Below are 15,361 nucleotides of genomic sequence, written 5' to 3'. Positions count from 1 at the left end.
ACGATTTCCAGTTAGTGCTAATAATTCGCAGTATGCATCGAAATTACTAGTGATGACCTCACTTAACCCACCATCATTCTTAATTACATTCATCGCTTGTATACAAACTTTGGTCCCTTATGAGCAACTTGGGCGTTTTATTTTTACTGATAACAGTAGCGGCAAAGAGCCGGAGCTCAGCAATCTGGAACCATTTATTGCTTTAATGCAAGAACAAATAGTGCTTCCCGAGCTTGGCCCACTAATTCTACGTGAATTAATTCCTGCACCTGACCGCGTTATTAATGAAAGCCTAGCTCAGGCTAAACAGAGTTTTTTTGCTAAAAATGAAAAGAAAGCGGTTGAAACAAGTAAGGAACATCTTGAAATCGCTAACAGCCAGTCTTCACCTACAGGCTGATTTTAGCAACAAAATCTATATCTTTGCCTAAACCCTCATCTAAGGAAAACCTTGATTACGCTGCGCTGCATCAAGGCTACGATTTGTCAAATAAGTGTAGCCTTGATGCAGCGCAGCGCTGAGGAATCCTGGCATTTTTTTAAACAGAAAGCATGTGCCATATAAGTTCTTTCTGTTCTTTTGTGTGTCATTCCCGCGTAGGCGGGAAACCATCGTGCAAACAAAGTGAGGAACCACTTTGAGAAATGGTTTCCCGCCTACGCGGGAACGACACACATATAAGTCAAAGTAACCGATTAATGCCCATATAGAGATTTAAACAACCATTTGATTGAAAAAATGTCAGGATCACTCAGCGCTGCGCTGCATCAAGGTTTTCCTTAGATAAGAGGTGGGGGGACGTAACCTATTACAATTGCAGTACCCGCTGAGGAGAAGGGAGTTTCCTCCTTTCCCGGCTCCGCAGTTATTGAACAGTTACAAATTTGCTTATCCACCATTTTTGCGAAGAGTTCGCATTTTTAGGTACAGGCTCTACAACAATTTTTTGTTCTAATGCCGGCTTAAAAGGACCATCAGCTGTTGCCCATTGATAGGTGATATCGAATTGATAGCTACCCTTAGACAAGGACGTTTTCTTGATTGAATAACCTGTAATCCATGGGCTGGAAGTGCCAGATACCCAATAAGGCCAGTCGCTTTTATGCTCATTTTTCAGCTGGTCAGAAAAAAGCATAAATTGCACGGCTCCATTACGCTCTTTATTTGCCTTCGCAAACATTTCCGCTACTCTGTCAGCCGTAGCAGGTGCAAAGGCTTTTTCCAGCATAGAAATTCGAGCAGCATCTGATTCTGTCTGTGAGACAGACTCAGATGCGATCGCAATAGAACTTAGTGAAAAAAACAGAAATAAACCCCGCAAAATTTTATTATTCATTTAGTCTTAATCCAGTTGAGAGAACCTTCATTAAGATAGATTATTAGGTATATGCTGAGCAAGTGTTATTAGCGGGGCAGCCCTTATCTAGCCAGCGGAGAAATCCTTCTAACATCATAGGTCAGCAACTTAAAATAGTCATAAGACATATAAAACTCACCATCATCACCTACGGAATCTCCCCAGGAGTTACGCAAAGTTAATAGGCCTTTGTGTTTGTTTCCATGATTATCAGACGCTTCTGCATTATCATCATAGCCAGTGATGACCAGTTCATGAGCGGAATCAGCGTTTCTTACACCCTGAGATATTTCAGGCGTTAAAACCCAGCTATCCTTGGCAAACCAGGTGTTATGTTTTCCTACAGCTCCAGCAAGACCCAGATCAGTACGTGGTAATAAAACCGCAAAAACCAATCTATCTTTAGCAAGAAGAGCTTGTTTAACTTCATTTAAAGTGCGCTCTGGATCTTTAGAATAATAAGCATTTGACCAGCTAGCAGTCTGGCCGAAAACCCATTCACTCATTCCCTGATAAGTTTCAGGCTCAATGAAGGAATTAAAATTAGGCATATAATAAGCGGGGTATTGTTTTAAGCCACCACACCCGTATTTTTTTTGCTTATCCTGATTAACAATCCCATATTGTTCGATTTGGCTTATTACTGTACGGGCATAACTACCATCCCAACCACTTATGCTATAGCCATGTTTTTCAAGATAAGAACCTAATTGCAGGCTGCAAACCTGGCTGATGTAATCGCCTTTATTAAGTACTGCATCCAAGGCAGCTGTTACAGCAAAGGTAACGCAGGTGCCATGCATTCCCTGATCCAAAACGGGAACCTTATTCATACCTAATTGAGTTTTTGCAGGTAAATTATCGGTGGATGCCTTTGCTAACAGAGCTTGGTTTTTATTAGTTAGAATATCTGCGGCACGTTTGGTTAATCGCTCTTTTGCTTCTTCAGACAATTGTACATGGAGTAATTGAATAGTTTTGTCATTGCTTGTTGCTCTAGCCGATGCATTAGACTCTTTCAAGCGATATTGAGTTGAACCAACAACCTCAACATCTTTAGCAAAACCAGCCTGAGTAGAGAGTAGAGTCAATAGTAAAGCACGCGAGAGTTGTTTGAATTGCACCATGTTTATCCCCTAAAAAGCAATGGCGCATTATTTTTCTATATGGAGAATTTGTCAACATCTAGTTAAAAAAATTATATGAATTTCCTTGCTATTTTCTGAATACAAGGAGTATCCTTGTGTTTTTTTTTATTTCTGGAACCTTTTAATTTTAATTTTTAATCAATTAGTTAAATAAAAAACGCAGTCCGTAATAGGGAAAATCAATGACAATAGTAGACATTTTTACAGATTTTGACGGCACAGTGACTGGAAGGGCGGGTAATGAAACAGTTTTTACTCCATTTTACCAATCTCTGCTACAAAACTATCAACCACTACCAAATTTTGTGCAAGATTACAAAGAAACTCCGATGAAAAATGCTGAGGAGCTGCTGCGCTTATTTGAAGAGAAATTTGGTCCCTATAACCCGTCCTTTAATTACGCCGAACAAACAGATGGCGATTTGCTAATGTCTCCCGCGGCAGTGACTTTCTTTCATGAATTATTGAGTTGTGACAGCCAGGTCAGAATAAACATAATCACCAAAAATCGCGTTGAATATATTGCAGCCTTATTTCGTTATCAGGGCTTTTCCGAAGAGGAAATAGCTAAATTAACTATAATGTGCTCTGGTGCGAAATATTTCGATGTTAGTCATTTATTACGCCAAGCGAGGCCAAGCCACATTTATGTCCTCGATGATAGTGTGACTGACTTTGAAGCTATGAAGCTCGCAGTCTTAGATAGCGGGGTAGCTGCTACGATGCATGGTTATCGACTTTCACCAGGACAATTTGACTGGGAGCAATATCTCAGCGATATACGACTTCTTTTGCCGCAAGAGGAGGAATTAGATGCCAAAACCTCTGCGCAACCAGAAGAAAAAATAGAGCCTAGAGAACCCTTTGATCCCAAGCATGAACCAAGATCTAATTTCAGTGCTATTAAAGTTGGCGGCTATAGCGGAGCTACAGGCTTTGTTTTGGGAGCAGTCCTAGGTATTTCCCTTGCTGCAACAGGCGTATTCGCTCCCTTTGGATTTGGTGTATTCGGTGTATTAGCTTTGGCCGCAGTTTTGGGTGGTGGTTCAGCTGTTTTATCAGCGGTTATTGGTTTTGCTGTTGCAAAAATAATGGAGGAAGAGACTATAGTTGACCAAGAATCAGGAAACCTTAGCTATGGCTCAATGCAACAGAGTCTTTCGTCTATCGTCGACAATTCTGATAATCCTGAAAATATAAAAAGACCAAAAGTTGGGCATTTCCCCGATATGTTAAAGCCTCCCAGGAAAACTGTTCATGACTCTCTCAATCAGCCTAGTGTTGATGGTGAACAACAGTATCAACTGTAGTGATAGAGGAGATTTCTTTGGAGATAAATACAACCCTTGCTAAGAAATTAGTCGCTACGCAATTTCCTCAATGGCAAACACTTACAGTTCAGCCTGTTAAACAAAGTGGTTGGGACAATCGTACCTTTCATTTGGGCGAAGAAATGACCATTCGTCTTCCCAGTGCTGAGGATTATGCGCCGCAAATAGTGAAGGAATTTCATTGGCTGCCAATTTTAGCAAAAGATCTAGCTTGCCAAATCACAACACCGTTGGCTCTGGGAAAACCCTGCGAGGATTATCCCTGGCATTGGTCTATTAACCGTTGGATTAAAGGGGAAACTATTTCTGTTAGTTCTGTGCAAGATCTGAATCAATTAGCTAAGGCGCTAGGTGGTTTTCTAGCAGACTTACAAAAGATAGACTCTACAGGCGGTCCAATCGCCGGTGCTCATAATTTCCATAGAGGAGGGGCGCTTTCTGTTTATGATGATGAAATGCGTCAGGCTCTTGCAAAAATTGAAAATCAAAAAGAACAAAGTCTTGTAAAACAGCTTTGGACTAAGGCAATTTCTTCGAGCTGGGAAACCAAGCCTGTTTGGGTTCACGGTGATATTGCTATAGGTAATCTATTAGTACAGGACGGAAAACTTTGCGCAGTCATTGATTTTGGCCAGCTAGCAATTGGGGATCCGGCCTGTGATTTAGCCATTGCCTGGAATCTGTTTAGTGACGAGAGTCGTCAGGTATTTCAAACTGCGCTTTCCTTAGATCGAGCAACCTGGGTTCGTGCTATGGGCTGGACACTTTGGAAAACACTCTGCTGGCCTGTTAAAGGCACAGATGTCCAAAGAATTACTCAAGATATTTTTGAGGATTATAAGACTAAGTATCTTTGAGAGGGGGGGCTGGTTCGAAGACGATATGTCCTCTCGCCCCTTGGGGAGAGAGTTAGAGAGAGGGGGAGGTGCGGCATAAAAATACTTAAGTTGACGCCATTGATAGGTCACGTCCCCCCACTTCTTATCTAAGGAAAACCTTGATTACGCTCAAGCCGCGGGAATTCGAGACGGGTCAAAAGCGGACTTTCTCCAGGATTTTTACATCCCACGTGAGCTATTACATTAAATCCCGCGGCATCGACCGCGGGATCTCTCAAAAATTAAGGTATGTTCATAGTTCGGGCGCAGCGCGCATTAATCCTACTAACATTGATAACATCCTGGGCGTTTTTAGGTATTTCGATCTGAGGGCTCCTTCCTGGTTCCGTAAAGGTCTCTAACCAAGCATTCATAGGATTTGTCGAGCTTTCTGTAGAACTCCAGTAGTAAGTGGTAGTAGTAGAGGGCGGGATTGGGGGATGTACAAGGTTACCAAAATTTTTATCTTGAACCAGATTGGAGTTAATATTCGCTATTTTCATCAAATTTTCACACTTAGCATTCTGTCTTGCACCACCTAATTGACAAATAGCAGGTAAGTACCATTCACCCACTGACGCACCACCATTTCTACTGGTATAACAACTTACCCCAGCACTATTAGTAACACCAGATGCAGTCTCAACCAGGAAAATTGTTTTTGTATTAGCAAAACCATCTAACTTATTCGTTGTACCTGTGACTATATTAAGAGCCCCCCAGGGTATATTAGTGAAATCGTCCTTATCAATCACTTGAGCCTGCATAACGCCAAGATCGTTTATCGCAACTTGCCAAACTAAATAATCCTGAATAGTAAAAGCCAGGGCTATTTTTGGATTCTGGACTATATTGTCACCAGTTACTATAAGGTCAGAGTCTGTGGCAACAGAGGCATCCGTTGAACTACGTGCAACATAGGGGATCGTTGAACTAAAGGTTACTGTGCAGGTCCCGCCCGGTGGAATCCTGTTGCAATCAAAGGGAACCGTCTCTTGCACTCCAGTCCATGCAGAAGGAAAGTGTATAAAAACGTCAAGGGCATCAGCAGTGCCAATATTTGTTATTGTAATATTTTGACTAGTTAGAGAACGATCACTTGTCACGGGGATGGTAGCTGTTGGCGTTACAGATAGTATAGTAGTGGCGATTGGTTGACAACTAACACCAACCGATACAGGGAATCCTGTCGATACGCCAGAACAATTAGATGTACAACTGCAGACCTCATCGGGACTTGATGATTGTACAGCTACTGTATAAGGATTGTTGTCAGGTACTAAGGATGAAAATACAAAACCAACGTTGCTTTGAGCTGCTTTGTTGGTTTTTGCTACGGCGGTGATAGGGCCATTATTATTCAAGGTAATACTTTCGCTATCATTAAGCGTTAAGGTTAGGGTACCTGTTAGATTGGTCACCGTTCCGCTTACTGGATATCCGTCATGAGCACAGATCACTGATACATTGGGGAAATCGCCATGCCCCATAGTTCCTTTACCATCATAGACATTGCAAGCCAAACCCGGCGGGTTGGATATTTGTACCTGATAGGGCGCACCTTCTGCAATTTTGCCTGGAAAGACGAAATTACCTGCTTCACTGAGGGTTAGTACTTGCCCATCACTATTCCTAACTAGTACGGGCCCTGTATTTACAGGAAGCGTAAGAAAACCACCTAAGCTAAAGGCATTGGTGTTGCAATCCACATCGACAACAATGTCTGCCGGAGTATTAACTACTCCTGAAGGTGTTTTCAAGGTACAGAATTGGTGGTCTGGTTGACTTGCTATAGATACCTGATAGGTGCTCCCCACAGGTAATTTACTAGTAAACGAGTAGCTGCCGTCAGTGTTTGATATAAAAGACTCTTTGCCATTGAGCAATAGAGTTAAATTGCCAGCTAAGCCCGTAATTGTTCCGCCAAGCGAGACCTCTGCAGGGGTTAGGGTAATATTTAAGGGCTGCGAGGGACCATAACACATTTGGGGATTTCCCATTTCACAGAACCTTGGGATTATTGCTAGATTAGAAGCCAATTGGCTGCCATCAATATTCAAAGTAAGCGTACAAGAGGAGTTTCGGGTGGGTAGGCAAAAGCTACCATTACATCTAGGGTCACAATCTGTGACAACCGGGGTGATGCCTGGAATAGTAGACTCCATCACCAAAGTATGAAACCGTGTAGATTGGTTAATAACCTGATATTGAATGACCGCTTTGTTATTAGCCGGAACACTGATTGTGGTACTAGTTAAGGGATTAAAAACCCAAACAGGAATTCCAGCCGCTTGAGATATTGAGATCGAGGTGTATGTGAGAAACCCTATAAGCATCTTCCATATAAATAGTCTTTTCTTCATTTTTTGCTGTCCTTAAGCTTTAAAAACTAAAGAAGCATACCTTGTTTTGATTATGAAAAACAACAATTGAAATCCCGCGGCATCGACCGCGGGATCAAACACGAGCTATGGTATACCCATAGTCCGAGCACAGCGTGCAAGCACTGGAATAATCTTTGACGCACTGATTTGAGGACTTGTTCCTGATACCTTAAAGGACTCGAACCAGGCCATATTTGTTGAGACCTCTGTAGAACTCCAGTAGAAAGTAGGGGGCTGACCAGGGGCAGCTACAAAGTTACCAAAATTTTTACCTTGAACCAGATTGGAGTTAATATTCGCTATTTTCATCAAATTTTCACACTTAGCATTCTGTCTAGCGCCACCTAATTGACAAATAGCAGGTAAATACCATTCACCCACTGACGCACCACCATTTCTACTGGTATAACAACTCACCCCAGCACTACTAGTAACACCAGCTGCAGTCTCAGCCAGGAAAATTGTTTTTGTATTAGCAAAACCATCTAACTTGCTTGTTGCGCCTGTAGCTAAACTAGCTGACCCCCAGGGTGTAAGAATGAAATCATCATTATCAATCACCTGAGCCTGCATAACACCAAGATCATTTATCGCAACTTGCCAAACCAAATAATCCTGAATAGTAAAAGCTAGGGCGATTGTTGGCGGCTGAACTATATTGTGACCCGACACAAGAATGCCGGAGCGGGCAACATAGGGGATCGTTGAACTAAAGGATACTGTACAGCTTCCATTTGGCGGAATTCGATTGCAATCAAAGGGAACCGTCTCTTCCACACCAGACCATTCAGAAGGAAAGTCTACAAAAACATCAAGGGCATCGGCAGTGCCAATATTTGTTATTGTGATACTTTGACTAAGTGAACGATCGCTTGTTACTGGGATGGTCGCTGTTGGAGCTACAGATAGCTGGGTTGTTGTGACCGGTTCACAAGCAATATTAACAGATACTGGAGCTCCTCCTGTCGATGTGCCAGAACAAATAGACGTACATACACATTCTTCATCAGCACTTGATGATTGCACAGTCACTGTATAAGGGTTGTCGTTTGGTATACGTTGAGAAAAGGCAAAGCTAACATCGTTTTGAGCTGAAGTAGTGATAGGGCCGTTACTATCTAAGGTAATACTTTCTTCACCATTAAGCGTTAAGGTTACGGTACCTGTTAGATTGGTCACCGTTCCACCTACTGAGTAACCGCTATGAGCACAAACAACTGATACATTAAGAACATCGCCATGCCCCATAGTTCCTTTGCCATTATACACCTCACAGATCAAACCCGAAGGGTTGGTTACATGCACCTCATAGGGCGCAGCTTCTGCGATTTTGTTTGGAAAGACAAAATTACCTGCGGCACTGAGACTTAGGACTTGGCCATCGTTATTGCTAAGAAGTACAGGGCCTGTGTTCGCAGGAAGCGTAAGAGAACCACCTAAGTCAAAGGAATAAGTGTTGCAGTTCACATCGACAACAATGTCTGCTGCAGTATTAACTACTCCTGAAGGTGTTTTCAAGGTACAGAATTGGTGGCCTGGTTGACTTGCTATAGATACCTGATAGGTGCTCCCCACAGGTAAACGATTCGCAAAGCTGTAGCTGCCATCCGTGTTTGTTATAAAAGGATCTTTGCCATTAAGTAATAAGGTTAAATTACCAGCTAACCCGGTGATCATTCCGCCAACTGAAACTTCTGCTGGGGTTAGGGTAATACTTAAGGGCTGCGAGGGACCATAGCACATTTGGGGATTTCCCATTTCACAGAACCTTGGGATTATTGCTAGATTAGAGGCCAATTGGCTGCCATCAATATTAAAAGTAAGCGTACAAGAGGAGTTTCGGGTGGGTAGGCAAAAGCTACCATTACATCTAGGGTCACAATCTGTGACAACCGGGGTGATGCCTGGAATAGTAGACTCCATCACCAAAGTATGAAACCGTGCAGACTGATTAATAACCTGATATTGAATGACCGCTTTGTCATTAGCTGGAACACTGACAGCGGTATTAGTTAGTGGGTTAAAGGTCCAAACAGGAATTCCAGCCTGGGATATTGAGATTGATGTATAAGCTAGAAGCCCTATAAGCATCTTCCACATAAACAGTCGTTTCTTCACTTTTTGCTGTCCTTAAGCTTTAAAAACTAATGAAGCATATCTTGTTTTAACCCTAATTAACAACCGATCTCATTGGATAAGCGAATGGCAATCATGAAAAAAATACTATTGAACAAAATAAAAGCGCTGCGTGAGATGCAAAAATTTTTTTTTGAGGTTTCTTAATGGCGCGTGAAAGATATATCAAAGATCATCAAGCTGACTTTGACTCTATGATAGAGGCAGCTGAATTAATGGCTCAAGATTGGATTAAACAAGGATTTAACCCTTGGGAAACTTGGGGGCTAGCTGATGTCCGAATGGCGAAAGATCAGCAACTTACTAGCTCTAACTCGTTGAACTAAGCTAAGCGGGGCCCATAATGACTCAGAGGAGTGATCTATTATTAACCCCACTAAGTCTGATTATTTTGATAATCAGACTTAGTGGGGTGGTAGCATTTGGGGTGTGACAATCATTAGAACAAAAAGGTTTTCTGAGCCAAATTGTCCATTACTCCGTAGCTCAATATGATTATTCATATTGAGGCAAGGTAATCGCATTTGAAACTGATTTTATTAAGGCAAGGGTTCTGTTCGAGCGTTCTTCTGCAATTTCCTTGGAAACTTCATCTTCTACCAGAAATGATTTACTCACCCAGACACCAAATTCTTGATTGGCATCCACGAAGGGACGTAGCAATGCATTATATCGAGTAAACGCTTGCATATAATTTCCATCCGCAGCTTTTAATTCTCCCGCCAGAATATATGCTCCAACGAAAGCCAAATTATTACCTTGGCCGGATAAGGGAGAAGGACAATAACCGGCATCGCCGATAAGCGCTATTCGACCTTTGGTCCAACTATTCATTTTTACTTGTGTAATAGCATCAAAATAAAAATCGTCACTTTCTGACATTCGATTTAAAATATTCTGTGTTTCCCAGCCAAAATCACGAAAAGTATCACACAGGAATTGTTTTTGCTCATGCTCATCACGGATGTCTTTTAGGATATGCTGAGAGAGAAACATAAATCCTGCTCTTGCTATTTCAGGATCATTATCGTTATTAATTGATACCAATTTATGATTAGCTTCACATTCCAGATCTATGTGTCTCAAGTTTAGGTAATTTGGGATGGTAAATGTACTAAGATAAGCACCAAGATGAATTAACTGATACTCATTTTTATCAAAAACCATACGCCTTGTAGCAGAGTGAATGCCATCTGCTGCAATTACTAAATCATAATGTTCAACCTGACCATCCTTGAAATTGACAGTGACATGATCAGAATTCTGCTGAATGCTAATAATGGATTGATTGAAATAACAAGGTATATCAGTAATTGTTTTCATCAAAATTTCAACCAAATCACCGCGGACAATTTCAACTTCGTCATCTTGCCTAAACCCGAATTTCTCACCATGTTCTTCATGTAGAACCTTACCTGAAGAATCTACAAAACGACCACATTCTATCCGCGTTCGCATACCACATATTTGATCATAGATGCCCATTTCTTTAGCAATATGAGTTGCTATGCCACGAACATCCAGTGCCTGACCACCTTTTCTAATAGAAGCATATTTTTCAATCAAAACAGGAGAAAAACCAAATCTTCTTAGCCAATAACAAATAGCAGGACCTGCTATACCAGCGCCAATCACGAGAATTTTGATGTTTTTATACATTGAGCATTACCTTATTTCATTTTATAAATGATTGAAAACGTTCCCAAGGAGATAATGTGGAGTTCACTGTATCGCCTATTTTAGAATCCTGTACTATGTTTTGAATCTCAACGAGCACTTCCCCATTTTCTATATAACCTAATCTTTCTAATACGCTTAGTGTACGACCACCACCGTTTTTCGCATGCTTTATAATTGTTGCTAAATTGACGTAATTAATATCAATACGTGAACGCCTAAAAAACGAAAAGCAACCCAATGCATCCGCGTTAACTTGTTTTATATACTCTTGTTTAAAACAGTTAATGTAATATTTTTCACTTTCATCTGAGTTTGTTCCTTCGCTGGGTGGAGTGTTATCTAATTGATACTTTTTATCCGATGAAAGGGTTTCCATTAGTTTGGATATTGGGCGATTTTCACGTAGATATAAGCGAAAGTAATCATTGACTTGCGCACGGGGGTAAAACTTACACAATTGTATTTTTAGCTGGAAAAGCAATTTGATCGCCGCTGTTTCGTTTATTGTTCTTCCATGTTCATCTTTTTTTATAGAATACTGATCTTCCCCAACAAGGGTATTTCTATATAACCAACCTTTTTTCGCGAGAGTAAATGAGTTAAGTTTTGAAACAATATTTACAAGTACTCTGTAATTTTTGAAGTCATTGGGATTTTTAAGCGGTAATTGGGGAGGAGCATTCTTTTTATGTGATTTACTAGTCCATAAAAATGGACATTCTCTTTTATTAGGATCAGTAAAAAATATATCTCCTTTATCTTCTATTTTAAGTCCCAATAACATGCTCACGTCAGTTTTCTTATTCTTTCGCATTCTATCTTCATAGAGCTTTTGATTTTTGGGTCTAAATTGAGCTTCTGAACTCCAATTGTAAAACACTACAAAGTTGCGATTATAAAATTTTTCCACCTTAGGAGTTAAACGATGAATGCGTGCCATATGTTTCGATTCAAAGGGATCGCATAATTCAATCGTACTATCAATGTCTAACTGTTTCTTAAGTTCAGAAAGAAACTGTTTACGCAGGACATTGTATTGCTTACACACATTATTATCATCATCTCGAAACAAACGAGGCTCTGAGATAATAATTGTTCCTGATGGATTTCTTTTTGCAAACTGCTTAAGCATGGGAGTGTAAAATTGTATCCAATCCTTCAAAAGTGATGGGGAGAAAGGTCTTTGCACCAATTGATTAACACAACATCCTTCCAACAAGAAAAGTGATTTTGTTTCTCTTCGTTCCCCAACCATTTTATGCTTAATTTTAAATTAATGTGAGCCATAATAACGCATAGTTTGCGGTATGAGCAATTAGGAGGCTTAGGGCTGATGAGCCTGTTTCCATTTCTTCAACTTGAGTTTTGGGTGGTCAGCTGAAGTTCACTCCGATCTGCCCCCCTCGCCCGCGTTAGTATTATGGTAATAAAAACAGATGGTTAACGCGGGAGCGGAGGCAGATCGGAGTGAATTCGGGCCTCATTGTCCAAAACTGATTTCATTACCCCTGGCCTAACCTATCAACAGAGTTTTTTACGTCCAAATAAGCCGTATCACGCAGAACATCGCCGTGCGCACTAATAAGATGTTTAAATTTAAGCTTTAGAAGAGAGTCAAAATCAGCTTTTTGCACCCCTGTGGCCTTAAGCCAAATTGGTGAAATTCTTGCCTTAGCGATTTCGCCGCTAGCTTGCGCTAGCTTTGCGGTGTCTTCACTAAAATACTCATCAACTGCTACCCAGTTTTTTATACTATCGCAGTTGATAATGATGCCCTCCTCCTCACTAAGATAAACAAAACCTTCAGCAGGTGATGCGTTTTTGAATATGAAAAATTGCCCATTTTTTATTGGTAAATAGGTGGAATTCTGCAATTGCTGTCTATTACCATTTTCTTTTTCCTGAGGATGTACAGCCCATAATTTTGCATGATAGCGATCCAGGTAAAAACTATCGTCCCGGCCATGAAAAGCACCGATGCTAAGAACATGCTTGACCTTCCCTAGTTGCTCTAACTCGCTTAATCCACTCTCATTAAGCCTTAGCGTATTAATCAGTGTTAATTCGCCATCATTTTCAATAATGGTCATGTTGCGGCTATGTTGAATTTCTAGTTGTTCAAAATGGGTAATATTGGTGCCTCGAACGACATAAATTCCTTCAAAAACCTTAGTAATTTGGCCATGCGGCCATACAGGGGAATAATTAGACATTTGTTAATACTCTTTCGATTAAATTTATTTTCCACCAAAACAACTATCAAGAGTCACTGCATCCTTTGCGGGTAGCCAATGGCCGTAATTTTCACCTCGCCACTGGCTTGTTTCCGCAAGCTTTATTTGCACAGTTTCATGGGTTATTTTATTGCGTTGAATCCATTCTGCACAACGTTTCTTAATATTTCGCCGGATAACACTGCGAAGAAAAAAATAATGCGCGGGGTTCAAGGCTTCATTTAAATTGTCATTCACATAGGGTTTGAGCAGGTTGTCCTTGTCGATATAGGGGGCAAATTCCCATTTATCACCCTTCAAAACAAGTATTGGTGGATAGCTCTTCCCGCCAATTTTTACTGTATGTGTTAAGTTCATATAAAATTTCCAGCCGGCATAGTTCGCTGATAAATCTGCATTGGAAAAAATACCGTTGATCATTGTGCCGTAAAGACCACTTTCTTGGTTTTGACCGCGTGAAATAATAGCTGCCCGTGCCTGGGCTGCAGATTTTCCTTGTGCTAAAAGCCACATGTAATTTTTGTAATACCCTCTTCCTTGCTGGAAAAAATGGCCGACTTTGTCAGTACCAAAATAGTGGCCATACATATTAATTGTGGGGGAAAGTAAAAACAGGGTTCCTGGAAATTGGGAAATAACCATCCAATAAACGGTCTTCCAAGGCCAAATGGCAGCATAGCGCATGGGCTGTAAATTTTGCGGAAATGAGCCTCGCTGTAACCAACGTTCAAAGGTTGATACTGGCAGCCCTATTCCGACTTCTTTATAAATTAATTCAATAAGATAAGCATCTCTGCGCCGCTCTGCCAATTGTGTGGCAGCGTGCCTGCTTGTTTGAGCTTTAGGTAGGAGAGCTTGGATTTCTCCATTTGTTTGATCCATAACCTTTTCAAGGATACCTGCTAGCTTATGGCTTGCAGTTGGTCCGATATCAACTAAGGGTGTCGGCGGAAGAGTAAATTGGTCTGTTTCTTCGGCTTTAGTCGTTTGGATTACCCCAAAGCTTAATAAAAGAATTGATGTGCAAATAATCTGTCTGAAAAAGACCATATACCCATGTCCTTTAAAAATTCAATTTAACCTGTGACAGTAAAATATGAAATCTAACTGCTGTCTATAGCAATACCTTAAAAATCTCCTTAAAATCCGTCCACTTGTACCCTTTTGTATAATCGAGCCACTTGCAAGACGGAGATAGCAGTATGAAAGAACAATTAATTGCATTAATCGTTCAACGTTTAAATGAAGCTAAAGAGCAATTAAAGCAAGACTTTAACCGTGAACATCCCATAAAGATCGCTCGTTATTTTGTTCTTGATAATCTCTTACCGACAGAACTTGCGGAAAGAATTCATGCTAGTTTTCCCAAACCGAGAAAAATGCATACAATAACAAATTGGGGAAAAATAAAGATAAAATACAGTCACTTAAGAGATGCTGCCCCCCTGCTCCAGGATATGAACGCGGCGATTCAAGACCCCAGAGTGGTTGCGGCTATTGAAGAAATTACTGCCGTTAAAAACCAAATTCCTGACCCTACCCGCTTTGCTGGCGGTATTAGCACCTTGGTAAAAGGTTATTACATCAATCCTCATTTGGATAATTCACACGATGTTCAATTCAAACGCTATTATCGAACAATGAATGTCCTTTTTTATGCATCACCTAACTGGAAACTAGAAAATGGGGGGAACTATGAACTGTGGGATGAGAGCGTAACTCATCGTATCGTGGAGCCTAGCCTATTCAATCGCTTGTTGGTTATGGAAACAAACAGCTCTTCCTGGCATGCGGTAAATCCTGTTTTATGTGAGTCGCCGAGATGTTGTATTTTCAATTATTATTTTTCAGAACGATGCCCTGAAGAGAAGGATTATTTTTTTGACGCCTCTTCCTTTAGAGCACGTCCAGAGCAGAAGTTTCGCCGCAAATATGAGGAATTGAAACAGAGGCTTTTAGGTAAATAGTTGAGGGGTTGCGCAAGAACCGGCCTCAGGGGAGAGGGGAAAATAAGGTTCCCTTCTCCTCGCTCGCGGGGAGAAGGTGCCCGAAGGGCGGATGAGGGGCTGCTGGTTTGAAGTTCTAGGCTGAACCTTGTCTCAGCGCTACGTCATCGAGAGCGCAGCGAAGGATCTCCGGGATGTGGCACAGTGTTAATCTCGGAGATCCTTCGCTGCGCTCTGGATGACGTTGCATTAGGGTGATAGAGCTG

Annotated in this window: 13 protein-coding genes; 5 read left to right on the top strand and 8 right to left on the bottom strand. The window is 41.1% G+C overall.

The features are described from left to right. Window positions 1–49: 49 nt before the first annotated feature. On the top strand, window positions 50–400 hold the full coding sequence (locus tag BN1094_RS17640) for a hypothetical protein (RefSeq protein ID WP_141650512.1): 351 nt from the start codon (window positions 50–52) through the stop codon (window positions 398–400). A 466-nt stretch (window positions 401–866) separates the two neighbouring features. On the opposite strand, the gene BN1094_RS17635 is transcribed toward BN1094_RS17640, so the two are convergent. Together BN1094_RS17635 and BN1094_RS17630 are read right to left on the bottom strand one after the other, a co-directional pair. Beyond that, on the bottom strand, window positions 867–1,337 hold the full coding sequence (locus BN1094_RS17635; protein ID WP_044012524.1) for a hypothetical protein: 471 nt from the start codon (window positions 1,335–1,337) through the stop codon (window positions 867–869). 83 nt (window positions 1,338–1,420) lie between these two features. Then, entirely contained in the window at window positions 1,421–2,485 is a 1,065-nt protein-coding gene (locus tag BN1094_RS17630) for a C1 family peptidase (RefSeq protein ID WP_176695321.1), read from the bottom strand. Window positions 2,486–2,688: 203 nt separating this feature from the next. Between BN1094_RS17630 and BN1094_RS17625 the strand changes: the two genes are divergently transcribed. Together BN1094_RS17625 and BN1094_RS17620 are read left to right on the top strand one after the other, a co-directional pair. Then, window positions 2,689–3,816: an HAD family hydrolase gene (locus tag BN1094_RS17625; protein ID WP_052403365.1), complete on the top strand. Its 1,128-nt coding sequence runs from the start codon at window positions 2,689–2,691 to the stop codon at window positions 3,814–3,816. A 17-nt stretch (window positions 3,817–3,833) separates the two neighbouring features. Then, on the top strand, window positions 3,834–4,694 hold the full coding sequence (locus BN1094_RS17620) for an aminoglycoside phosphotransferase family protein (protein WP_245614392.1): 861 nt from the start codon (window positions 3,834–3,836) through the stop codon (window positions 4,692–4,694). 263 nt (window positions 4,695–4,957) lie between these two features. On the opposite strand, the gene BN1094_RS17615 is transcribed toward BN1094_RS17620, so the two are convergent. Continuing rightward, complete coding sequence (locus tag BN1094_RS17615; protein ID WP_044012522.1) at window positions 4,958–7,078, bottom strand: hypothetical protein; 2,121 nt, start codon at window positions 7,076–7,078, stop codon at window positions 4,958–4,960. A gap of 105 nt (window positions 7,079–7,183) precedes the next feature. Further along, complete coding sequence (locus BN1094_RS17610; RefSeq protein ID WP_141650511.1) at window positions 7,184–9,217, bottom strand: hypothetical protein; 2,034 nt, start codon at window positions 9,215–9,217, stop codon at window positions 7,184–7,186. Between the two features lie 164 nt (window positions 9,218–9,381). Here BN1094_RS17610 and BN1094_RS17605 point away from each other — a divergent pair, with 164 nt between their 5' ends. After that, window positions 9,382–9,561, top strand: coding sequence for a hypothetical protein (locus BN1094_RS17605; RefSeq protein ID WP_044012520.1), 180 nt, complete (start codon window positions 9,382–9,384; stop codon window positions 9,559–9,561). Window positions 9,562–9,730: 169 nt separating this feature from the next. Here the strand turns inward: BN1094_RS17605 and BN1094_RS17600 are convergent, their stop codons facing one another. The 4 genes from BN1094_RS17600 to BN1094_RS17585 form a co-directional block, all read right to left on the bottom strand. Continuing rightward, window positions 9,731–10,894 (bottom strand): tetracycline destructase, encoded by a 1,164-nt coding sequence (locus BN1094_RS17600; RefSeq protein WP_044012519.1) that lies wholly within the window; start codon window positions 10,892–10,894, stop codon window positions 9,731–9,733. Window positions 10,895–10,910: 16 nt separating this feature from the next. After that, window positions 10,911–12,170, bottom strand: a complete 1,260-nt coding sequence (locus BN1094_RS17595; RefSeq protein ID WP_141650510.1) for a hypothetical protein — start codon at window positions 12,168–12,170, stop codon at window positions 10,911–10,913. A 247-nt stretch (window positions 12,171–12,417) separates the two neighbouring features. Beyond that, complete coding sequence (locus BN1094_RS17590; protein WP_044012517.1) at window positions 12,418–13,128, bottom strand: hypothetical protein; 711 nt, start codon at window positions 13,126–13,128, stop codon at window positions 12,418–12,420. A 24-nt stretch (window positions 13,129–13,152) separates the two neighbouring features. Then, a complete protein-coding gene (locus BN1094_RS17585) occupies window positions 13,153–14,199 on the bottom strand; it encodes a hypothetical protein (protein WP_044012516.1) in 1,047 nt (348 codons plus the stop codon). Between the two features lie 152 nt (window positions 14,200–14,351). On the opposite strand from BN1094_RS17585, the gene BN1094_RS17580 reads away from it, so the two are divergent. Continuing rightward, window positions 14,352–15,116 carry a 2OG-Fe(II) oxygenase gene (locus tag BN1094_RS17580; RefSeq protein WP_044012515.1) on the top strand — a complete coding sequence of 255 codons (765 nt, stop codon included), beginning with the start codon at window positions 14,352–14,354 and terminating at the stop codon, window positions 15,114–15,116. Window positions 15,117–15,361: the final 245 nt, after the last annotated feature.

The organism is Legionella massiliensis (genome assembly GCF_000756815.1).
Taxonomy (GTDB): domain Bacteria; phylum Pseudomonadota; class Gammaproteobacteria; order Legionellales; family Legionellaceae; genus Tatlockia; species Tatlockia massiliensis.
Note: the sequence above shows the minus strand (reverse complement) of the source record. Positions and strands in the feature narration are given on the sequence as shown.